The sequence below is a fragment of the Corynebacterium macclintockiae genome (assembly GCF_027570165.1).
Lineage (GTDB): Bacteria > Actinomycetota > Actinomycetes > Mycobacteriales > Mycobacteriaceae > Corynebacterium > Corynebacterium macclintockiae.
Genome location: NZ_JAKMUV010000002.1, coordinates 42863 through 64555, shown reverse-complemented (window position 1 = coordinate 64555; position 21693 = coordinate 42863). Strand labels below are relative to the sequence as shown.

Genomic DNA, 21693 nt, shown 5'->3' with positions numbered 1-21693 from the left:
CCAATTTAGCTGGTCACTCGACCCTAATCCAGCGATCGGCCTCTCGGCGAAGCCTGCCCATCCCCTCCAAGTCGCGCAGGCAACGGATCACCGTGCGCGCGGGCAAACCGGTGGCCTCCACCAACTGGGGCAGCCGGCCTTCGGGACCACGGCCGCTGGGGAGGGCGGCGGCGTCGATAACCGCGACATGTTCCCAATTCAACAGCTCCGAGCGATCCTCCGCACCAAACCCCAAGGCCATCTGCTCGCCGAGGGGACTGAGCTCCTCGATGAGGTCGCGGGCGCTGACGGCCAGGGTGGCGCGCGACGTGCGGATGCGTTCGAGGCACCCCAGCGAGGCATGCGAGGTGACGGGGCCGGGGACGGCGAAGGTCGGCTTCACGAAGGCCTCGGCCCAGTTCAGGGTGTTCAGTGCGCCGCTGCGCAGGGGCGCCTCCACGACCAGGGTTGCCTGGCTGAGAGCCGCGGCCAAACGGTTACGGGTGAGGAAGCGATGGCGAGCCGGCGGAGTGCCCGGCGGATACTCGCTAATGAGGAGTCCACCGGCGGCGACGATCTGCTCGAACAGCTCCGCGTGCGCCTTGGGATAGGGCACGTCAAGGCCACATGCCATGACCACCAGGGTGGGAATCTGGGACTGCAACGCCGCGCGATGGACGAGTGCGTCGATACCGATCGCGCCGCCGGAGATCAGGCTGAAGCCCGCATCCGCCAGGTCTCCTGCAAAGGACTTGGTAACCTGCTCGCCGTAGCGCGTGGCCGCGCGGGTGCCGACGACCGTGACGGAACGGCGCACGGCCGTGTCCAGACGCATATCGCCGCGCACCCACAGGGCGAAAGGAGCGGCAGCCTGGCCACGGACGGAAGAATCATGATCCGCGCCCGAATCCGCCATGCGGACGAAGCTGGCGGTCAGTTCCGTAGGCCACTCGTCATCCTCTGGCGTTACCAGGCGCCAGCCGCGGGCAGCCGCGAGCTCCGCGTCGGCCGTGGGGTCGTGGTCGTAGCGCTGGGAGGTCGCGTCGGCCAGAGCATCGGGCAGGGTCCCAGCCCGGCGCGCCAGGGCATCGGCTACGGCCCGCACCTGGGAGGGGCCGGCCTGATCCCAGCCGTCGGGCCAGAGCATGTCCAGCAGGTCCACGCGGGAGGCCTCAACGACTCGCCGCACGTAGGCCCACGTTAAAAATTTTTCTTGAGTAGTCATCGCTGTGCCTCCGCTGGTTCTCTACTCGCCGGTTCTCTGCTCGCTAGCTCGCTGTCTGCGCCGAAAAGTTCGACCGCGTCGCTGATGTGGCCCAGATGCGGGGCGGCGGCGTGGTCCAAGTCCGCAAGGGTCCAGGCAACGCGAATGGCGCGGTCCACTCCCCGCTGTGTGATGGTGCCGGTGCGCAGCATGTCCTCCAGCAGTAGCGAGCCGGATTCGTCCACCCCGACCTGGCGCAAAATTTTTCCGGGCACCAGCGCGTTACTAGCGGCGCCCCATCGCTGTCGGGCACGATCCCGGGCCTCGGCCACCCGCTGGGCTACGGTGGCGCTGGGCTCTCCAAAATTTTTAAGCCCCTCGATCTGCGGCTTGCCGGTGGTGGCTGCGAACACGTCCACGCGATCCCGCAGCGGTCCGGATAGCTTCGCCTGATACCGGCTACGAATGCCCGACGGGCAGCGGCAATCTATGGGCAGCTCCGCCCCGCATGGGCAGGGGTTTGCGGCCAGCACCAGCTGAAAATCGGCGGGGAAGCTGGAAATCCTCTGCGCGCGCATGAGCTCTACGCGCCGCTGCTCCATCGGCACGCGCAGACATTCCAAGGAATCCCGGCGTGCCTCGGCGACCTCGTCGATAAACAACACTCCGTGGTGTGCCAGGCTCACCGCCCCGGGCACCGGGATCCGCCCGCCGCCGATCAGGGCCGCTGGTGTGACGTTGTGGTGTGGGGCGATGAACGGCCGTTGCCCCGCAAGTACCTCCGGCAGGTTCCCCTTCACCCCCGCCAACGAGTGGACGCCGGCGGCCTCTATGCGCTCACTGTCCGTCATCGGTGGCAGAATCCCCGGCAACCGTTCGGCCAACATGGATTTGCCACTGCCTGGCGGCCCGGTCAGCAGCAGGTTATGGCCCCCGGCTGCGGCGACCTCCACGGCCCGGCACGCGGCAGGCTGCCCCAGAACGTCCGCCAGATCCCCCACCGGGCGGGGTGCAGCGTGCTCCCCCGGGCACGCTTCCGGCAACACCCCACCGCGCAGCCAATCGATCACCCCGCCCAGGTTGCGGGCGACCAGGACAGTGATAGATCCGTCGACGGCAGCGGCTGCCTCGGCAGCTTCGGCCTCATTGCCGACGGGCACCACGACCGTGGAAAAGCCCTCCATCGCTGCGGCCAGCACCAGTGCGAATACCCCCTGCACCGGACGGACCTGCCCGTCCAGTCCCAGCTCCCCCACTAGGACTGCACCCGAAAGCCTCCCCGCCCCCAGCGCATCGTCAGCGACCGCCGACAACATCGCGCACACCATCGCCAGGTCGTAACCCGCCCCCTGCTTCGGCAACCCGGCAGGCGATAGGCTCATGACAGTCCGCGACCCCGGCCACCCCACGCCGGAGTTCTTCAGCGCCGAACGGATGCGATCCTTCGCCTGCACCACTGCGGTATCCCCCATACCGACGATCGAGATGCCGGGAAGCCCCCTACTCACATCACACTCGACGGTGATCACCGTCCGCCGTGTCCCTTCCAACGCAATCGACTGCGCGTGCCCCACGGCCACTGGTCACCACACCCCTTCGACGTGCTCGCGTACCCCATCGGGACCAACATCGATCACGTCCACGCGCAGTCCCCCAGAAAACTGCACCCCCTCGCGGTTCTGTTCCAACCACAATCCGGCCAGCGTGCGGATCCGCCTCAGTTTCCGCGGCCCCACCGCCGCCACTCCGCCCCCGTCGGAGTCCGAAGTACGATACTTCACCTCGATAAAAGCCAGGCCGTCCTCGGGTGTCCGCGCCACCACGTCCAGCTCCCCGTAGCGGGTATAGAAGTTCCGATCCAGCACCTCGTACCCCGCCCGCTGTAGATACTCGGTGGCCAGACTCTCCCCCGCGTCGCCCACCGCGCGCTTGTTTACCGCCATTGCGTCCCCTTCTTGATACCGGCACCGACCCCCACGGTCGGCACCTGGTTCACAAGTGTGGGGCATTATCCCCGCAAGGGGGCGTCACTAAACAAACAAGAACAACAAAAGCCCAGGGGGCTGTGGAAAACCCCTGGGCTGTGAGTTCACAAGAGAAAAAGCAGGTCAGTCCGGTAATTGCAGCTCGGGCTTGTCGAGCTCCTCGATGTTGACGTCCTTGTAGGTAATCACGCGCACGTAGCGGACGAAACGGGCGGGGCGGTACATGTCCCACACCCAAGCGTCGGACATGCGGACCTCGTAGTAGACCTCGCCGCCGGAGTTGCGCGGGATCAGCTCCACGGCGTTGGCCAGGTAGAAGCGGCGCTCGGTCTCCACCACATAGGAAAACTGGCTGACCACGTCGCGGTACTCGCGGTACATCGACAGCTCGACGTTTGCTTCGTAGTCGTCTAGTTCCTCAGCGCTCACGAACCTACCCTCGATCCTTTCCCTCGAGCCACTGCCGGTGCGCAGCAGCCACGTTCTTGTAACTGTAGCGGTGATACGGGGTGCCACCGTGCAGACTCACCGCGTCCATGTGAGCCTTGGTGCCATAACCCTTGTGACTAGCCAAACCATACCCCGGGAATTCCTCGTCGAGCGTTCGCAACACTCGATCCCTGGAAACCTTTGCCAGCACGCTTGCCGCGCTGATGCACTTGGCCATCTGATCGCCCTTCACCACAGGCAGGTGAGGCATAGGCAGGCCGGGAACCTTGACCGCGTCCGTCAACACGTAGCCGGGCTGCACCTCCAGCGCCGCCACTGCCCGTCGCATGCCGGACACGTTGGCGTGCTGAATACCAAAGCGGTCGATGTCTTCGGCGCTGATGTGGATGATCGAATAGGCAACGGCGACGTCCCGGATGACGTCGTAGAGGCGCTCGCGGGTCCTCTCCGTCAGCTTCTTGGAATCGGTCAGGCGGTCTAGCCCCGTGTTCTCCAACTCCGCGGGCAGAATGCAGGCTGCGATCGAAATCGGCCCGCAGCACGCCCCGCGACCGGCCTCGTCCACTCCGGCGACTGGCCCCAGTCCCGCGGCGATGAGCTCACTTTCCATCGAGCCTGGGATCTAGCCCTGGATCGGCAGGGAATCCACGCCGCCGATGCGGCTGAACGGCAGCAGGATGGACTCGACCTCGCCGACGATGTTCTCCTCCGGGATCGTGCCCTGGTACTCGTCGCCCATGTGCGCGCGGGAATCCAGCGAGTTCGTACGGTTATCGCCCATCACCCACACGGAGTTTTCCGGCACGGTCACCGGCCCGAAGTAGTCACCCTGGCACTCCTTGGAGCCCGTGGTGGGGTCGATCGGGTTGACCGGCGGGTTCATTGTGTAGGAATCGTCGACCTTCTTGCCGTTGACCATGATGCCCGGGTCACCTTCCTGGCACTGCACGGTCTGGCCGCCGGTGGCGATTACGCGCTTGACCAGGGTGTTCTCGTCCGGTGCAATGATGCCGATCGTGGCGCCGAGGTTCTGCAGGCCACGCATCACGCCGTTGGAGCTGCGGCGGGAAACGTATTCCTCATTCCACGATTCCGTGCCGACGAAGACGATCACGTCGCCCGGCTCCGGGCTCTTGTCCCCGCGGTAAGCCAGCTTGTTCACGAAGATGCGGTCGGGCGTGCAGCCGTGGCAGCCGTGCAGGGTGGGTTCCATCGACTCGGAAGGAATCAGGTACATGCGCCCAACGAAGTTGTTGAAGGCGCCGAGCACCAGCATCGTAATCAAGATGATTATCGGCATCTCTACCCACCATGGGTAGGTCTTCTTCTGTTTCTTTTTTGGTGACGCCCCCTCCTCCGGCTGTGCCTCGCCTTGCGGCGCACCGTTGACGTAATCCGTTTCGGGGCGCTTGTCGGGGTTTGCGTTGGGGTCGTTCGAATCCTGTCGATGAGTCACAAGGAATCAGGATACCAGTGCCCTCAACAGCAAAAAACCCAGCCACACGAGTGTGACTGGGTTGGTACCGCTTCGGGGTGAAGGGTTAGCGGCGCTCCTTGATGCGGGCTGCCTTACCGCGACGATCGCGCAGGTAGTACAGCTTCGCACGGCGGACCTTACCGCGGGACAGAACGTCGATGTGGTCGATGTTCGGGGAGTGAACCGGGAAGGTACGCTCCACACCAATGCCGAAGGAGATCTTGCGGATGGTGAAGGTCTCACGGATGCCGGAGTTCTGGCGACGGATCACAACGCCACGGAAAACCTGCAGACGGGACTTGGAGCCCTCGATAACCTTGACGTGGACGTCCAGGGTATCGCCGGGACGGAAGTCTGGAATGTCGTCGCGCAGCTGAGCTGCATCGACCTTATCTAGAATGTGCATGGATGAAATCCTTTTGCTCGTCTGGATAGAGGATCCTCGCGGCTTTTCGCGTGGCGCGCGCCTACGGGTTCGTACCCACAACAGAAATTAACTTGAGTAGTATGCCACCGACTAGCGGCTATTTCCAAATCCCGCGTTCTTCAGCGCGGCGGCCATGCTGCCCTGGGGCGCCTGGTTTCGGGAGCTGGGTTTCTTCCTAGGGTTGCGCTTCTGCCCCGCCCCCTTCTGCGGCTTGGTCTGGCCGTTGGGTTCGTCCTGCAGGCGTAGCGACAGGCCGATGCGGTTGCGGGGAATATCCACGTCGACGACCCGCACCTTCACAACCTCGCCGGAGCTGACCACGTCGTGCGGATCCTTGACGAAGCTGTTGCTCATGGCGGAGACATGGACCAGGCCGTCCTGGTGCACTCCGATGTCGACGAAGGCACCGAAGGCGGCGACATTCGTCACGGTGCCTTCTAGCACCATGCCAGGTGTGAGGTCCTTGATGGTCTCAATCCCCTCGGCGAGCGTAGCCGTCTTGAACGTCGGGCGCGGGTCGCGCCCCGGCTTGTCCAGCTCAGCCAGCACGTCCGTGACCGTGGGGATACCGAACGTATCGTCGGCGAAGTCCCCGGCCCGCAGCTTGCTCAACACGGCGGTGTTCCCCACCAGTTGGGCAACCTCCACTCCGGTGGATTCCACGATGCGGCGCACCAGTGGGTAGGCCTCCGGGTGCACGGCGGAGCCGTCCAGCGGATCGGCCGCGCCGTTGATGCGCAGGAAGCCCGCGGCCTGTTCGAAAGCCTTCGGCCCCAGACGCGGCACCTTCAGCAGCTCCTTGCGGGACTTAAATGCGCCGTTTTCGTCGCGGTAGGCCACGATGTTTTCCGCCAGCGTCGGGGTAACGCCCGCCACCCGGTTCAGCAAGGATGCACTAGCCAGGTTCACGTCCACGCCCACGGAATTCACCGCGTCTTCGACCACGCTATCCAGGCCAGCGGCCAGCATGGTCTGGTTCACGTCGTGCTGGTACTGTCCCACGCCGATGGACTTCGGGTCGATCTTGACCAGCTCCGCCAACGGATCCTGCAGGCGGCGGGCGATGGAGACCGCACCGCGCAGCGAGACATCCATGTCCGGAAATTCCTGGGCCGCCACCTCGGAGGCCGAGTACACAGAGGCGCCCGCCTCGGAGATAACAACCGTCTGCGGCCTGGTTCCCTCGGCCAGACCGGCGATCTCCTTGGCCAGCTTCTCGGTTTCGCGGCTGGCCGTGCCGTTACCGACCGCCAGCAGCTCCACGCCGTGCTTATTCACCAGCGCGCTGAGGATTGCCCGCGCCTTATCCCACTGGCCGGAGTGCGGGTAGACCACCACAGTGTCCAGCACCTTGCCGGTGCCGTCCACCACGGCGCACTTCACGCCGTTGCGGTACCCCGGGTCCAGGCCCAACGTTGCCCGGTGACCAGCGGGGGCGGCCAGCAGTAGGTCTTTGAGGTTTTTAGAGAACACACTCACGGCGGCCTCATCGGCCTTTTCCTTCAGGCGCATGCGCACATCCACCGCGGAGCTGACGGCCAGCTTGGTGCGCCAGCCGAAGCGCACGCATTCGGCGCGGAACTTGTCCGCGTCGTCCCCCTGCGGCTGCAGTCCAGTCCGGTCGGCGATGATGCCCTGGTAGAACTCGTCGTCCTCCCCTGGCGCGAAGTTCACGCGCAGAACGCCCTCGTTCTCTCCGCGCAGCAGCGCCAGGATGCGGTGGCTCGGCAGATCCTCAAAGGATTCGTCGAACTCGAAATAATCGCGGTACTTCTGCCCCTGTTCTTCCTGCCCTTCGATCACCGCGGATTCCGCGCGGCCGCGGCGGAAGTATTCCTCGCGGATCTCCCCCACCAGATCTGCGTCGGTGGAAATGTCCTCGACCACGATGGCACGGGCGCCGGCCATCACGGCGGCGGCGTCCACAAACCCTTCCTGGACGTAGTCCTCCGCCGCATCGGGGCTGCCACCGGCGAGCAGCTTGTCAACCAGCTCGCCCAGACCGGCCTCGCGGGCGATGGCGGCCTTGGTGCGGCGAGACTTCTTGAACGGTAGGTAAAGATCTTCGAGGCGCGCCTTCGTGTCCACGGCCATGATCTTCTGCCGCAGCTCGTCGGTCAGCTTTCCCTGCTCATCGATGCTCTTCAGGATCGCTTCCTTGCGGGCGGCGAGCTCGCGCAGGTAGTTGAGGCGCTGCTCTAATTGACGCAGCTGGCCGTCGTCCATACCGCCGGTGATTTCCTTGCGGTAGCGGGCGATGAAAGGCACGGTAGCCCCATCGTCCAATAGGTCTATGGTGGCCTGAACCCGGGGCGTATCTACTCCGAGTTCACGGGCAATGATGCTAGCGATGCTATCTGTCATTCCCCACATTCTAGAGGGGCTACTGCTTGCCGAAATCCTCGCCCCACTCGGGAGCAACACCAGTGAATTCCGTTGCAGTCATTCCAGGCGGCGGTCGGCAACCAACCACCTGGCGTTGAAAGCCTTAGCCCTTAAACCAACCAGTCACGGCAGGGGCGATGTTGGTGTAGACGTGCTTGTGCTCTTGGTACTCAGCCAACCCGGTGGGGCCGAGTTCACGACCGTTACCGGACTGCTTCATTCCTCCCCACTCCGCCTGCGGCAAGTAGGGGTGGAAGTCGTTGATCCAAATGGTGCCGTGACGCAGCTTGCGCGTAACCCGTTCTGCCTTTCCGGCGTCCGAGGTCCACACGGCGCCGGCCAGGCCGTATTCCGTGTCGTTGGCGATCGCCACGGCCTCTTCCTCGGAGGTAAAGGTCTCGATCGTCACGGTCGGGCCGAAAGCCTCGTCGTGGACGCAGTCCATCTCCTTGGTGCAGCCGTCGATGACGGTCGGCAGGTAGAACGCGCCATTGGTCAGATCAGTGTTGCCCGTGGAGTGGGAGCCCTCGTTGTCCTCAGCCGTCGGAATACGACCGCCGCAGAGGATTTTCGCCCCCTGCTCGCGTGCGTGGTCGACGTAGGCGGCGACCTTGTCACGGTGATCGGCGGAAATCAGGGCGCCGGTCTCGGCGGCCTCGTCCAGCGGGCCACCGATCTTAATCTGCTCGGCCTTGGCCACCAGCGCCTCGACGAACTTGTCGTGGATGGATTCCTCCACCACGATGCGGGAGCCCGCGGAGCACACCTGACCGGAGTGGACGAACGCGCCGTTGAGCGCGTTATCCACGGCAGCGTCGAAGTCTGCGTCTGCAAAGATGACGTTCGGGTTCTTGCCACCCAGCTCCAGGGCCACGCGCTTGACGGTCTCCGCCGCATTGCGGGCGATCAGCTTGCCGGTGACCAGACCGCCGGTGAAGCTGACCATGTCCACGTCCGGGCTCTGCGACAGCGGGTTACCGCAGTTCGCGCCTGCGCCGGTGATCAGGTTGGCCACGCCAGCCGGCAGGCCCAGCTCATCCAGGATGCTCATCAGCAGCATGGCGGTGTGCGGGGTCAGCTCTGCCTGCTTCAGCACAAAGGAGTTACCGGCGGCCAGAGCGGGAGCCACCTTCCAGGCCACCTGCAGCAGCGGGTAGTTCCACGGGGTGATCAGGCCGCAGACGCCAACCGGTTCGGCGTCAATACGGGACCGCACGTTCGCGTCACCCGGATCGACCACACGACCGGCCTCGTGCTGGACCAACGTACCGAAGTACTCGAAGGAGTTGGCAATGTCCTCCATGTCGATCTCGGACTCCGCCAGACGCTTGCCGGTATCGGCGGATTCTGCGCGGGCGAACACGTCCTTGTTCTCGCGGATCTTGGCCGCCACCTGCAGCAGCAGCTTTCCGCGCTCGACGGCGGGTACGTCGGCCCAAACGCCGGAGTCGAAGGAAGCGCGGGCCGCGGCGATGGCCTTTTCCGTGTCCACGTCGGAGGCCTCGGAGACCTCACCGACCGTGGTGTTGTCGGCGGGGTTGATGATCGTGCGGGTCTCGCCGGCTTCGGCTGGCACCCACTGGCCGTTGATGAACAGCGAAGCGGGGGCGCCAGAGTTCTTGTGCACTCCGGCCAGCAGCTCGCAGGTGGTTGGGTCGAACAGTGCATTGTTCATAGTTGGGTTTCTCGCTTTCTTGGGGTTCTTCAGGGCGGGAATGTCTGGGCGGGAATGTCGGGCTAGTCCTCGATCCAGGTGCGCACCGGATCCGCACCGTCGGACATGTCCGAAGTTCCCGGAAGGTCGCGCTGCATGTGCAGGAACTCCAGGTGGCGCTCGTACAGGTCCAGGACGTTATCGATCAGCTGCTCGGTGGTGTAACCGTAAATGTCGTAGCCCAGGGAGCCGGTGTTGTCGAACACCTCGAGTCGGTAGTAGTTCTCCTCGTTGCTGGTGCTGCGGGTGAAGCTCGGCACCGGGTGCTCCATGGGGTAGATCTGGTAGCGGAAGTCTTGCTCTTCGCCCAGGTGGAGGGTCAGATCCAGCTGGTTCACCGGCAGGTTCGGCACCTTGGCGGCCACCAACGTAGTTTCGATCCCCTCTTGCCTTTAGCTCGCGAGCGACGGATTCCAGCGCGGGTTGGGCGACGTTCTGCAGGTACTCGTTTGCCTTGTCTTGGCTCGGCCAGGTGGAGGCGCGCGACAGGCGCTTGCGCCAGGTCTGTTTGTCTCCTCCACCACTGGAACGACCGGACATTGCGGCGTGCAGGGACACCCCGCGCGCTTCGGCCGCGTAGTTCTCCAATCGCAGCGAACGCCACAGACCAAACATGATCAGGTAGATCACGATGGTGAACGGTAGGCCCATCACGATCGTCGCGGACTGTACTGTTTCGACGCCATTAATTTGCAGCATGACCAACGTCAGCACACCGACCAGCACGGCCCAGAAGATGCGCGACCACTTGGCTCCGTCCTGGCGGGAATCCTCAATCTTGGAGGTGAAGTTGGCGGTCACCAGCGCGCCGGAGTCGGCGGAAGTGATGTACAGCAGCAGGCCGATCAGCGTGGACAGGACGATCAGCACGGTGCCGCCGTTCATGTCCTGCAGTAGGGCATAGAAGCCCTGCTCTGGGTTTTCCATAGTGCTGTTGGCGAAGTCATCGTCGCCACCGATCACGCGCTTCAGGGCGGTGTTACCGAACAGGCTCATCCACAGCAGGATGAAGAGGAAAGGAATGGTCAGCACGCCGACCACGAACTGGCGAAGGGTGCGTCCGCGGGAAATGCGGGCCAGGAATAGGCCGACGAACGGAGCCCAGGCCACCCACCAAGCCCAGAAGAACAGCGTCCACGCGCCCATCCAGGCCTTGGTGGATTCCGGATCCTCGGAGAAAGCAAACGTATCCATCGTCATGCCCGGGAAGGAAGACACGTAGTCTCCGATGTTCATGACGAGGGCGTCAAGAAGAAAAGCAGTCTGGCCCGTAACCGTGACGTAGATGACCAGCCCGATGGCCAGCAACACGTTAATCTCACTCAGGCGCTTAATACCCTTGTCCACGCCGGAGACAGCGGACAGAGTGGCAATGCCAACGGCGAAGACAATCAGGCCGGACTGTACGGCCACGCCTTCCTCCCATCCGAAGATTAGGTGCAGACCATAGGTCAGCTGCACCACGCCAATGCCCAGGGAGGCTGCGATACCGAAGACGGTTCCCAGCACTGCGGCGACGTCCACCGCACCGCCGATTGGGCCATGGATACGCTTGCCGATCAGCGGGTACAGAGCGCTACGGATGGCCAGGGGCATGTTCAGTCGGTAGGCGTAGTAACCAAAGGCCATACCCATCAGCGCGTACAGAGCCCAGCCGGTGATGCCGTAGTGGAACAGCGCCCACACGACGGCCTGCTCGGCAGCCTCGCGGGACTGCCCATCCCCCACCGGAGGCGCCATGTACTGAGTCACCGGCTCGGCGACGGCGAAGAACATGAGGTCTACGCCGATACCAGCTGCGAAGAGCATCGCCGACCAAGAGAACAGTCGGAACTGCGGGCGGGAATGATCCGGACCGAGGCGGATGGAGCCGGACTTCGAGAACGCGACGACCAGGACGAAGATCACGGCAACGGTTGCGGTAACGATGTAGAACCAGCCGAGGTTGGTGGAAATCCAACCTGTAACGGAAAACAGCGAATCCTTTGCCTGCTCGCGGCCGAAGAATGCGTACAAGGCGACGATCAGAATACCGACCGCCGAGATAGCGAAAACAGGCCAGTTGGGCTTCGGGGGCGTGACTTCGCCCGGCGAATAGCTGTCGCGGTCGTTAACATCGAAAGAGCCGACGATGACGCGCGGGGTGGCGCCGGTCGATTCGGCACCGTCGGCAGATGCCCGCCGGTGGCCGTTTTCGGAATTTGTCATGTAATTCTCCTCAAGTACTTCCCGCCAAAGGGAGTTCATTTTCTAAGAAATACAATTGTCTAGAGTACACAGGTATTACTAGGAAGTCAGCACATCCCCTCACATAGGTGCTTTATCTACCTCACTAGCGAGGTGCATTAATCATGCTTCCGACCTGCTACCTAGCGAAGCGATAAATAAATGTGGCATACTGTTCAACGACCAATCATTTAACTAGGAGGCAAGTGAATAGATGGGTTTCATCGACAAGCTGATTCCAGGTAAGAAGAACGACACCGCTGGCCAGGTAATCGAGGACCGCCGGCGCGACGTCGTCATCGTCGGTGGCGGTTCCGCCGGTTCGGTGATGGCCAACCGACTGTCCGAAGATTCCACCAAGGACGTCATGGTGCTGGAGGCAGGCCGCCCGGACTCCCTCTGGGACCTCTTCATCCACATGCCGGCCGCTTTCTCCTTCCCCATCGGCGACAAGCACTACGACTGGAAGTACGAATCCGAGCCGGAGCCGGAGATGAACGGTCGTCGCATCTACCATGCACGCGGCAAGGTGCTGGGTGGTTCCTCCTCCATCAACGGCATGATCTTCCAGCGCGGCAACCCCATGGACTACGACAAGTGGGGCAACCTGCCGGGCATGTCCAACTGGGGCTGGAGCCACGTCCTGCCCTACTTCAACAAGATGGAAACCGCCCTGGGCGCCGACGCAAACGACCCGCGCCGCGGCCACAACGGCCCGCTGAAGCTGACCCGCGGTCCGGCTACCAGCCCGCTGTTCCAGGCCTTCTTCAAGTCCGTCCAGCAGGCCGGTTACAACCTGACCAACGACGTAAACGGCTACCGCCAGGAGGGCTTCGCCCCCTTCGACCGCAACATCTTCGGCGGCAAGCGCCTGTCCGCGGCCCGCGCATACCTGCACCCGGTGAAGGACCGCAAGAACCTGGACGTCCGCACCCGCGCATTCACCACCCAGGTCCTGATCGAAGACGGCAAGGCCGTGGGCGTGGAGTACGAATGGAAGAGTCAGACCCACCGCGTATTCGCGGACAAGGTCATCCTTTCCGGTGGCGCCTTCAACACCCCGCAGCTGCTGGAGCTGTCCGGCATCGGTGACCGCGAGGTGCTGGAAAAGGCGGGCGTCGAGGTCAAGAAGCACCTGCCCGGCGTAGGCAACAACCTGCAGGACCACCTCGAGGTCTACGTGCAGTACAACTGCACCCAGCCGGTGAGCTCCCAGCCGTACTACAAGATGATCAACCGCCCGTTCATCGGCCTGCAGTGGCTGCTGACCCGCCGCGGACCGGTTGCTTCCTCCCACTTCGAGGCCGGTGGCTTCGCCCGTTCCAACGACGACGAGGCCTACCCGAACCTGATGTTCCACTTCCTGCCGATGGCGATCCGCTACGACGGCTCCCAGCCGGAGGGCGAGCACGGCTTCCAGTTCCACGTCGGCCCGATGTACTCCGATACCCTGGGCCACGTACACATCAAGTCCAACGACCCGAAGGAAAAGCCGGAGATCCTGTTCAACTACCTGGCTACCGACCAGGATCGCCGCGAGTGGGTCGAGGCTGTCCGCACCTCCCGCAAACTGCTGGATACCCCGGCGATGAAGGAATTCACCGACGGCGAGATCTCCCCCGGCGCTGCCGTGCAGACCGATGAGGAGATCCTGGAGTGGGTCCGCAACGATGCGGAGACCGCACTGCACCCGTCCTGCACCGCCAAGATGGGCCCCGCCGATGACGAGATGGCGGTTGTCGACCCGGAGACCATGCAGGTCCACGGCGTTGAGGGCCTGTACATCGCCGACGCTTCCGTCATGCCGATCATCACCAACGGCAACATCTACGCCCCGGTAATCATGCTGGCGGAGAAGGCTGCCGACCTGATCAAGGGCGAAAAGCCCCTGGATCCGATCGACATCCCCTTCTACCGCGCAAAGCAGGGCATGCCGCTGTACGCAGAAGGCGAAGAGGTCCGCGATCACGTCAACGCCATCCCGGGCGCTGACCACTAAATGCGGCTAGGGCTCTAAGCCGTCCAGATACGCCCGATCTGCCTCGGATAGCTCCACGCTATCCAGCAGGTCAGGGCGTATTTTTTTGGTTCTAGCTAGGGATTGTTCCCGGCGCCACTGCGCAATCTTGGCGTGGTTGCCGCTAAACAGCACGTCGGGCACGTCCAGCCCGCGCCATTGCCGGGGGCGCGTGTAGCTGGGGCCTTCCAGCAACCCGTCCTGGAAGGAATCCTCCTGGTGGCTGGCCTGGTTGCCCAGCACGCCGGGGATCAGCCGCACCATCGCCTCGGCCATCACCAGCACCGCGACCTCGCCGCCGATCAGCACGTAATCGCCGATGCTGACTTCCTCCACCCGGTAGCGGTTCTGCGCGTCGTCGACCACGCGCTGATCGATACCCTCGTAGCGGCCGCAGGCGAATACGACGTGCTTTTCCCTGCTCCACCGCTCCGCCATGTCTTGGGTGAAAGGCTTTCCTGCCGGTGTGGGCACGATCAACAGCGGTTTTTGGACGCCACCCGCTTCCTCCCCTGCCGTCTCAGCCTTCCCCTCGGGTGCTGCGGGCAGCAGGTTGCGCTTGTGTTCCGCCGAGCTTTCCAGGTCGGCGGAGGCAGCCACCGGCCCGGTGCCGGCCGCGACGTCATCGAGGGCAGGCCCCCAGACCTCGGGCTTCATCACCATGCCGGGACCGCCGCCACAGGGTGTGGAATCCACAGACTGGTGCACGTCGCTGGTCCAGTCGCGCAGGTTATGCACGCCGACGCTGAGGATCCCCTGTTCGATGGCCTTGCCCAGCAGGGCGTGGCGCAGGGGCTCGAGGTATTCGGGGAAGATCGTTACTACGTCCAGGCGCACGGCTAGCTCAGCTCCAAAAGCCCCTCAGGCGGGGTGAGTACTAGTACTTCTTCTTCCAGGTCCACCACGGGGACGATTTCGTGGCGGAAGGGAACGAGCACTTCCTTTCCAGCCGTTGGCAGCTGGGATTCGGCGTCGATAAGAATAACCAGCAACTGCCCGGCCGGGGTGCGCTCGACGGCGACGACCTGGCCGACCAGATCGCCGAGTTGGATCTCGTCGCCCTCGAGATCCGTGTCGGGGGCCAACAGGTAGGCGGTGAGGCCTTCGAGTTCATGGTCGTAGTAGCCGTCGTCGTCCTCGTCGTGCACCGGGGCGGCGAAGAATCGCACGCCACGCAGGGACTCGGCGGCGGTGCGGTCGGCGATTTCTTCGAAGGTGACCAACAGGCGGCCTTGGTGCGGGCGGTAGGAACGCACCGTCAGGGAAAGCTCCTTGCCCGCCTGCTTGCCTTTCAGCACCTCACCTGCGGCGAAGCGCTGCTCCGGGATGTCGGTGGTCGCGTCGACGACAACCTCGCCGCGTACGCCGTGGGGCTTGATAACCCGTCCGATCTGCAACTCCATAGGCTAGATAACACCCTGGGCCAGCATTGCGTCCGCTACCTTGCGGAAGCCGGCGATGTTGGCGCCGATGATGTAATCGTTTTCCTTGTCGTATTCCTTGGCCGTGACGTCGCAGGACTTGAAGATGTTGCGCATGATGTCGCGCAGACGCTTGTCCGTGTAGTCGAAGGACCAGGAATCGCGGGAGGCGTTCTGCTGCATCTCCAGCGCCGAGGTAGCCACACCGCCGGCGTTGGCAGCCTTGCCCGGGGCGAAGAAGATCCTGCGCTTGCGGAAGACCTCGATGGCCTCCGGAGTGCAGGGCATGTTCGCGCCTTCGGCGACGTAGCGGCAGCCGTTGTCGGCCAGCGTCTTCGCGGCCTCGCCGTCCAGCTCGTTCTGGGTGGCGCACGGCAGAGCCACGTCGGCCTCGACCTCCCAGATATTGCCACCCGCGTGGTAGGTCACGCCGTCGGTCTCCTTGGCGTAGTCGGACAGGCGGGCGCGGCGCACCTCCTTAACGTCCTTCAGCAGTTCGATATCCACGCCCTCCGGAGTGTGCACATAACCCGAGGAGTCGGACATAGCCACAACGGTTGCGCCAAGCTCCTGAGCCTTCTGAGCCGCGTAAATGGCGACGTTGCCGGAGCCGGAGACGATCACCTTGGCGCCGTCGAAGCGGTCGCCGTGGGCAGCCATCATCTCCTGGGTGAAGTACACGGTGCCGTAGCCGGTGGCCTCGGTGCGAACCAGCGAGCCGCCCCAGGTCAGACCCTTTCCGGTGAGCACACCGGACTCGTGGCGGTTAGTCATGCGGCGGTACTGGCCGAACAGGTAGCCAATCTCGCGGCCACCCACGCCGATGTCGCCGGCGGGAACGTCCACTTCCTCGCCGATGTGGTTGTGCAGCTCCGTCATAAAGGACTGGCAGAAGGACATGATCTCCCGGTTCGACTTACCCTTCGGGTCGAAGTCGGAGCCGCCCTTGCCTCCGCCGATCGGCAGACCGGTCAGGGAGTTCTTGAAGATCTGCTCGAAGCCGAGGAACTTGATGATGCCCAGGTTGACGGATGGGTGGAAGCGCAGGCCGCCCTTGTACGGGCCGAGCACGGAGTTGAACTGCACGCGGAAGCCACGGTTCACGCGCACCTCGCCCTCGTCCGTGATCCACGGCACGCGGAAGATCACCTGTCGTTCCGGCTCGCACATGCGCTCGATGAGGGCATAGTCTGCGTAGTGCTCGTCCTTCTTCAGCACGTACGTCAGGCTGTCCAGCACCTCTGCGACAGCCTGGTGGAACTCGGGTTCACCGGCATTGCGCTGAATAATCTGCTGGTAATAGCCGCTGACGGTTTCTTCGACGTTCATAAAAAGTGCCTTCTTCGCTTCTTGCATAGAATCCGCGATCGGCATTCAGCCGATCTGTGATGACAGTCATTCACTCTACTCCTCGTGGTGGACAACACCTTTATGGTGGTGGCTCGGGGGCGGGACACACTAACCCCAAACGCAAATGGCCTCAAACGCAACTAACCCCAGGCAAGGTGCGAACACCTGTCCTGGGGTTAGTGGAGTAAGTAGTGAAAACTACCAGCAGATTTTACTCTGCGGACTCAGCCTCAGCCTCGCCCTCGGAAGCCTCGCCCTCAGCAGCCTCAGCCTTCTCGGCCTCCTCAGCTTCCTTGGCAGCAGCCTCTTCAGCAGCGGCAGCCTCAGCAGCGGCCTTAGCCTCTGCCTCTTCCTTGGCCTTGCGCTTCTTCTCGGTGATAGCCTCTGCGGTCGGGCCATCGGCAGCCTCAGCCAGAGCCTCGTTGAACAGATCCAGCTTGGACTTCTTCTCCTCGGCCACCTTCAGGGTGCCCTCGGCGCCCTCGATGCCCTTGAACTTCTGCCAATCACCGGTGATCTTCAGCAGAGCCAGAACCGGCTCGGTCGGCTGTGCACCGACGCCCAACCAGTACTGTGCGCGCTCGGAGTCGATCTGGATCAGGGACGGCTCCTGGGTCGGCTGGTAGATACCCAGGTTCTCGATAACCTTGCCGGAACGCTTGGTGCGAGCATCCTGAACGACGACGCGGTACTCCGGGGTACGGATCTTACCCAGGCGCTGCAGCTTAATCTTGACGGCCATGTGTTGGCTCCTTTTCTTTGAGATGGTCACTGGGCAGTTCAGACGCTCCGAGAAAAAATATCTGCAAAAATTTTCCCTGCTCGGAGCCGGTTCAGCCCTTGGTATTTTTGCTGCGCGTGACCACCGGCCGACCGTGGTCGGGAACGGTGTTACACAGACAACCTGGATAAGTGTAGTGGCCGGTACCTGCGTTAACCAAATCCCCCTTCCTAGCGCCCCTTCACCTCCCGTCGCTTCCAACCGAGCCCGGCAAATTCGCGACGATCGCCCGCAACGTAGTGCGCGACGAGCTTCAGAGCCTCGTCGAGGTGCTTGGTCTTGCGCTGATAATTTTCGATCTGCCCAAAGTCGTGCCCCCAGCTGACGAGGAACCCCATGCGGAACCGACCGCTGTCGTTGTAGACGCGGATATAATCGCCCTCAACCTGCGAGTCGAGCACCTGGATGAAATCTCCGGTCGCCGGCAGCCTCACGGCCTGCAGTTCGTGCAGGTTGTCAGCCCCCAGCGGAACGGGTTCAAAAAGGTTCGACTGCATCTCGAAACGCTCCAATTCCGCCGTTAGCATCTGCGACTGACCAAAACTGTCCCAGCTCACTGAACCGAGAAGCTGCGTTGGCGACTGAACAAAAATTTTGAAAGCATCGCTGACCTGCCCACCCGACAAATCATGCGCATCATTCTTCATCCCACCGGGCAATTCGTACGATAGGCAGTAGCCTCGCTTATCGGTTTCGATAACCATCAGAAACTCTTGGAAGTCTTCGTCCGCCACACCAGGTCCCGTGTGAATACGGTTGCACACAACTACCTTTTCATCGTCGGCGATTCTCTGTATAGCTTGCGCAAAAGCGGCACTGGACGGCTGCATCCAAGATTTACTAGTGAAGCTATCGGTTCCCTTCATCATGAGGCAGATATTCGACGAGTCTGTGGCAGTCCATGCAAAGTTCAGTAGCACGTGGTTTCCGTTCACCACCATGGAAATACCGTGAGCCACTGCGATGTTAGACATCTGCGTCAATGTATCTAAAAGCCCGGCGCGATCCACCCATACGCTCGTTAGAGCCTGAGCTTCGACAGCGCCACCAGCCGAACTCGTAAACTGCAAACCAGCCGAACGCGCTTCCAGCAAAGCTCCGACAAAACCACGCATCTGTTCAGAGGCGGCGTGGTTGTTCTGCGCAAGCCAGTGCTGGAAGTGCACAACGGTCGTATCCGCCCACGGTTCGGCGCGCTGCGGCAGCATCAGGAAGCTCACCTCCGCCATCCCTCGGGGTGCCCAGCGCTCTTCCAGCGATGGGATAAAAGCTCTGAAGACATCATTAACTTCGGCCACGTCAGCAGCTACGTACCAGCGGGCAAACTCCACTACCCCCTGGCCGCTGGTGAATGTGCGGGTCGCAACAAACCCGTTGTCCCGGCTTAAGGCAGCGAGCCATTGGCCCGTGCGAGTCTGGCCAAATAGTAAGCGCTCACCATTCTTGTCCTGCAGCGGCATCATGGTTCCCCGCGGCAGTTCGAGCACAGCCTCAAACCTGCGCAGTGGCATCGCCGCTCGCTGCACCAGAGTTACATTCTCTGACGTGGTCTTTGCTTCACTCTCTTGCCACGGGAGATGCTCAAGGTATGGGCTACGATCCGCGAACGCGAGCAGCAACTCTCGTGCTTCTTCGTAGTTACTGGCACGAAACTCGAGGTTCTTTTTATGGACGCCGAGCGCAGTCTCCGCAAACTGCCATGTCATCAGCCAGCTGCCGTCCGCTTCAAGTGTGGAGGACAATGTGTCGCTTGGCCGGATAAAGTTCCGTCCGATCCCCACCTTTAGCCATACGTCGGTCGGATGACGGGGGCGCAGAGCATCCTCAAAGGCTAGGTCCAAGGTTCTGCCGGAGACTTCGCGCCAAAAACTTCCGAGCGAGTTCGTCAATCTGGCTCCACTGCCGACCTGCATATCGGAGCCGACGCCGTTCGCGAGTAGACCTCTATCGTCATCGAAGACGAGAGCATGGTGCTTCATTGCGATCTGACAGATGCCCCGAATCCGTTCCGTATCGACCGGATCTACGAGGATCTTCACCCGTTGCTGTGGCACATACTTCTGCTTCAAAAAGCCTTCGAGATCCCGGCATACGTCCTCCATCCCTGGAGGCGGAACGTCCAGATCCGGCTGCTCTTGGGCATAAAACTCGTGGACAAGCTCGTGGTGGCTTGTGTGTGTCTGAGTTTTAGGGAAGTGAACGTACAACGGGGTGTGCGCCCTCTTCGGCTCTACCTTAATTCGCCTTCTATCCAGCGAAGTCCAGTTGTCGCCGACGAATGACTGGTAGATCTCGGTGGCCGCGTCCATATCGCTGGCGTATACGTTGCCGCGTTCGGTTCCGCCGCGGTTGTAGCCCCATTTGGTAATGACCCACCCGGGGTTGTCGGCAGGTTCGATCCGGAGGAAATCTCCGGGGGTGCGCACGTCCGTTATCTCGATCCAGCCGCCAGCTTCTTCGGACGCAAACTCCCTTAGTGCCTTTTTGAACAGGCGGTCGTCCAAGGAGGTGGATTTTCGAGTGTGGGTGCTGATCTTGAACGGCAGCTCCTCAGGGCCAAGCGAATAACCAAGCCTAGAGTCCCAGTGAATGAACTCGTCAAGCTGTAGCGGTTCGTAGGCTACCTGCTGGATAAGGTCGAGGGTTTGTCCTTGCGACAGCGACGTAGCTTCCCGTGTGGTCCGGCTCCGCCATTGCTCATGGAAGAAACTGCCGGATTCGTAGGCCGTGATGGTGAAGCGGTCGTGCTCTTGGCTGTTCGGTTCGACGATGAGAATTTGTCGGCACCTGGGGTGATCTTCGGACGTGTAGGTTAGCCGGAGTTGCCAGTTCGAATAGTTCAGCACCATCGCTTCCAATAGCACCTGAGGCGTGGCGACTTCCCACCGATTTCGGCACTGGCCGGACTCAAAAAGTTCTGCTGTGCTGCGCCACTGCCCTTCTCGGCGCCGCCCAGACGAATTGAACAGCACCTCACTGTTGTCAACAACTAAAGAAACGCCGTGCCGCATCGCCACTGCAGTTAGCAGGTCGAAGGCACGGTTGGATTCCTTTCGCGGGATCTTGATTTTAATCTGCCCGCGCTCTGCATTGTGTGGGTCGATGACATCGAACCACGAAGCGAAGTCCCGGTTTATCTTCTGGAAAAAATTTTCCACAGAGCCGACCGCTGCAAAGTTATGGCTCATCGCACACAGGTGCATTCTGCACACCGAGGAGTTGGTCCACGGCTCGTCGCGCTCCGGAAGCACCACGGCGCTCACGGTATGCGCCAGTGGCGCAGGGATTTCGGCGGTCTCCGGGAAGTAGTCGAGAACCTTCCCCCTCTCCTTGCAGGTATAGGCCTCCGCGATCTCCAGCAAGGTATCGGGGCTTTCAAAGTTTTTTTCAACCCCTTCGTAAGGCGATCGCTTCAAGGAAGCACGCCACTGCCCTTCCTGATCTCTACCCAGCTCCAGAGCACCTTCAACCTGGTCGTGCAGGCGTAGCGGAACACCCGGAGGAAGTTCACGGAATGCCCCGAGCCGACGCAGCCTGTACTGCGAACGTTGGCTGAGTTCGCAGGTCTTGATGCTGGTTTCCGCGACCGGCGCGTTTCCGTGGCGCTGAGGATCCTGCCAGTAGTGATGAAGAGTTGTCGGGCAGCGATCGGCGAAGGCGAGGAGCTGAGCTCGCGCCTCCTCATACGTCACCGCCTGGCGCCACTGAACATCGAAGATCTCATTGGTGGATCTTGCCCACACCACCTTGATCTCCCCGCTATCCAGCAGGTGAAAACGCATCGAGTGCCCGAACTCGTCGGGACGCGGATCGTACGTGGTGATGCGCACCCACACCCCCTCGCTAACGGGTGCACGCAGAGCATCCGCAAACGCCCAGTCAATTGTGCGTTCACTGACCTGGGCCCACGCCGTGCCCAGGGAATTTGTCACATAGAACTCTGGAGCGATCGCCCCGCTGATGCCGCTGGCGTCAACAAAAAGATCCGATGTACCCACAAAAGCAGAAACACGGTGCTTCAGCGCTGCGCGCCGAATATCTCCCACCACAAAAGGATCCTCGGTGTCCACCGTGGCGCATATCAGGCGGCGCGGCGGGAAATCTGCGCCCAGGATTCCCCCGAGTTCCTGGGCAAAATCTTCCATTTCTGGATCCGGCGTGCCACGCAATTCGTCGAGATCCGCATCCCGCAACAACGTGGCCTGAGTTTCAGCGTTGTTCAGAATGCGTGGCTCGGGCCGGACGAAATGAAACTCGAATTCCATATCGCCCAAGCT

General features: G+C 62.3%; 15 protein-coding genes and 1 pseudogene. 1 reads left to right on the top strand and 15 read right to left on the bottom strand.

The genetic code is table 11. From position 1 onward, the window contains the following. Positions 1-13: 13 nt before the first annotated feature. The 10 genes and pseudogenes from dprA to betT form a co-directional block, all read right to left on the bottom strand. Positions 14-1204 (bottom strand): DNA-processing protein DprA, encoded by a 1191-nt coding sequence (dprA, locus tag L8U58_RS01935; RefSeq protein ID WP_269954575.1) that lies wholly within the window; start codon positions 1202-1204, stop codon positions 14-16. Beyond that, the gene (locus L8U58_RS01930; RefSeq protein ID WP_269954574.1) at positions 1201-2763 is read right to left on the bottom strand and encodes a YifB family Mg chelatase-like AAA ATPase; all 1563 of its coding nucleotides are present in this window, start codon (positions 2761-2763) and stop codon (positions 1201-1203) included. The genes dprA and L8U58_RS01930 overlap by 4 nt, the downstream gene beginning before the upstream one ends. 3 nt (positions 2764-2766) lie before the next feature. Then, positions 2767-3126: a YraN family protein gene (locus L8U58_RS01925; protein ID WP_051873926.1), complete on the bottom strand. Its 360-nt coding sequence runs from the start codon at positions 3124-3126 to the stop codon at positions 2767-2769. Between the two features lie 165 nt (positions 3127-3291). Further along, a complete protein-coding gene (locus L8U58_RS01920) occupies positions 3292-3597 on the bottom strand; it encodes a DUF2469 domain-containing protein (RefSeq protein WP_005295294.1) in 306 nt (101 codons plus the stop codon). 4 nt (positions 3598-3601) lie between these two features. Beyond that, on the bottom strand, positions 3602-4228 hold the full coding sequence (locus tag L8U58_RS01915) for a ribonuclease HII (RefSeq protein WP_034970504.1): 627 nt from the start codon (positions 4226-4228) through the stop codon (positions 3602-3604). A 12-nt stretch (positions 4229-4240) separates the two neighbouring features. Next, a complete protein-coding gene (lepB, locus tag L8U58_RS01910; protein WP_034970500.1) occupies positions 4241-5074 on the bottom strand; it encodes a signal peptidase I in 834 nt (277 codons plus the stop codon). Between the two features lie 85 nt (positions 5075-5159). Continuing rightward, the gene (gene rplS, locus L8U58_RS01905) at positions 5160-5501 is read right to left on the bottom strand and encodes a 50S ribosomal protein L19 (RefSeq protein ID WP_034970496.1); all 342 of its coding nucleotides are present in this window, start codon (positions 5499-5501) and stop codon (positions 5160-5162) included. Between the two features lie 111 nt (positions 5502-5612). Beyond that, positions 5613-7886, bottom strand: coding sequence for a Tex family protein (locus L8U58_RS01900; RefSeq protein WP_269954573.1), 2274 nt, complete (start codon positions 7884-7886; stop codon positions 5613-5615). Between the two features lie 124 nt (positions 7887-8010). Then, positions 8011-9582: an aldehyde dehydrogenase family protein gene (locus L8U58_RS01895; RefSeq protein ID WP_269954572.1), complete on the bottom strand. Its 1572-nt coding sequence runs from the start codon at positions 9580-9582 to the stop codon at positions 8011-8013. A gap of 62 nt (positions 9583-9644) precedes the next feature. Then, a pseudogene (betT, locus tag L8U58_RS01890) lies at positions 9645-11829 on the bottom strand (choline BCCT transporter BetT). Between the two features lie 232 nt (positions 11830-12061). Here betT and betA point away from each other — a divergent pair. Further along, positions 12062-13846, top strand: a complete 1785-nt coding sequence (betA, locus tag L8U58_RS01885) for a choline dehydrogenase (RefSeq protein WP_269954571.1) — start codon at positions 12062-12064, stop codon at positions 13844-13846. 6 nt (positions 13847-13852) lie between these two features. Here betA and trmD read toward each other — a convergent pair whose 3' ends face one another. From trmD to L8U58_RS01860, 5 genes are all read right to left on the bottom strand, one after another. Beyond that, complete coding sequence (gene trmD / locus L8U58_RS01880) at positions 13853-14701, bottom strand: tRNA (guanosine(37)-N1)-methyltransferase TrmD (RefSeq protein ID WP_035008288.1); 849 nt, start codon at positions 14699-14701, stop codon at positions 13853-13855. 2 nt (positions 14702-14703) lie between these two features. Continuing rightward, positions 14704-15267 (bottom strand): ribosome maturation factor RimM, encoded by a 564-nt coding sequence (gene rimM, locus L8U58_RS01875; protein WP_034970475.1) that lies wholly within the window; start codon positions 15265-15267, stop codon positions 14704-14706. Between the two features lie 3 nt (positions 15268-15270). Then, positions 15271-16614, bottom strand: a complete 1344-nt coding sequence (gene gdhA / locus L8U58_RS01870) for an NADP-specific glutamate dehydrogenase (RefSeq protein WP_269954570.1) — start codon at positions 16612-16614, stop codon at positions 15271-15273. Positions 16615-16846: 232 nt separating this feature from the next. Beyond that, entirely contained in the window at positions 16847-17377 is a 531-nt protein-coding gene (gene rpsP, locus L8U58_RS01865) for a 30S ribosomal protein S16 (RefSeq protein WP_034972974.1), read from the bottom strand. A 209-nt stretch (positions 17378-17586) separates the two neighbouring features. After that, complete coding sequence (locus L8U58_RS01860) at positions 17587-21681, bottom strand: hypothetical protein (RefSeq protein WP_269954569.1); 4095 nt, start codon at positions 21679-21681, stop codon at positions 17587-17589. Between the last annotated feature and the right edge of the window lie 12 nt (positions 21682-21693).

Bases quoted from the DNA above. Each gene is read 5' to 3' on its own strand.
- dprA (WP_269954575.1), bottom strand. From the start codon at position 1,204: ATGACTACTCAAGAAAAATTTTTAACGTGGGCCTACGTGCGGCGAGTC.
- L8U58_RS01925 (WP_051873926.1), bottom strand. From the start codon at position 3,126: ATGGCGGTAAACAAGCGCGCGGTGGGCGACGCGGGGGAGAGTCTGGCC.
- L8U58_RS01915 (WP_034970504.1), bottom strand. From the start codon at position 4,228: ATGGAAAGTGAGCTCATCGCCGCGGGACTGGGGCCAGTCGCCGGAGTG.
- rplS (WP_034970496.1), bottom strand. From the start codon at position 5,501: ATGCACATTCTAGATAAGGTCGATGCAGCTCAGCTGCGCGACGACATT.
- L8U58_RS01900 (WP_269954573.1), bottom strand. From the start codon at position 7,886: ATGACAGATAGCATCGCTAGCATCATTGCCCGTGAACTCGGAGTAGAT.
- L8U58_RS01895 (WP_269954572.1), bottom strand. From the start codon at position 9,582: ATGAACAATGCACTGTTCGACCCAACCACCTGCGAGCTGCTGGCCGGA.
- betA (WP_269954571.1), top strand. From the start codon at position 12,062: ATGGGTTTCATCGACAAGCTGATTCCAGGTAAGAAGAACGACACCGCT.
- rimM (WP_034970475.1), bottom strand. From the start codon at position 15,267: ATGGAGTTGCAGATCGGACGGGTTATCAAGCCCCACGGCGTACGCGGC.
- gdhA (WP_269954570.1), bottom strand. From the start codon at position 16,614: ATGAACGTCGAAGAAACCGTCAGCGGCTATTACCAGCAGATTATTCAG.
- rpsP (WP_034972974.1), bottom strand. From the start codon at position 17,377: ATGGCCGTCAAGATTAAGCTGCAGCGCCTGGGTAAGATCCGTACCCCG.
- L8U58_RS01860 (WP_269954569.1), bottom strand. From the start codon at position 21,681: ATGGAATTCGAGTTTCATTTCGTCCGGCCCGAGCCACGCATTCTGAAC.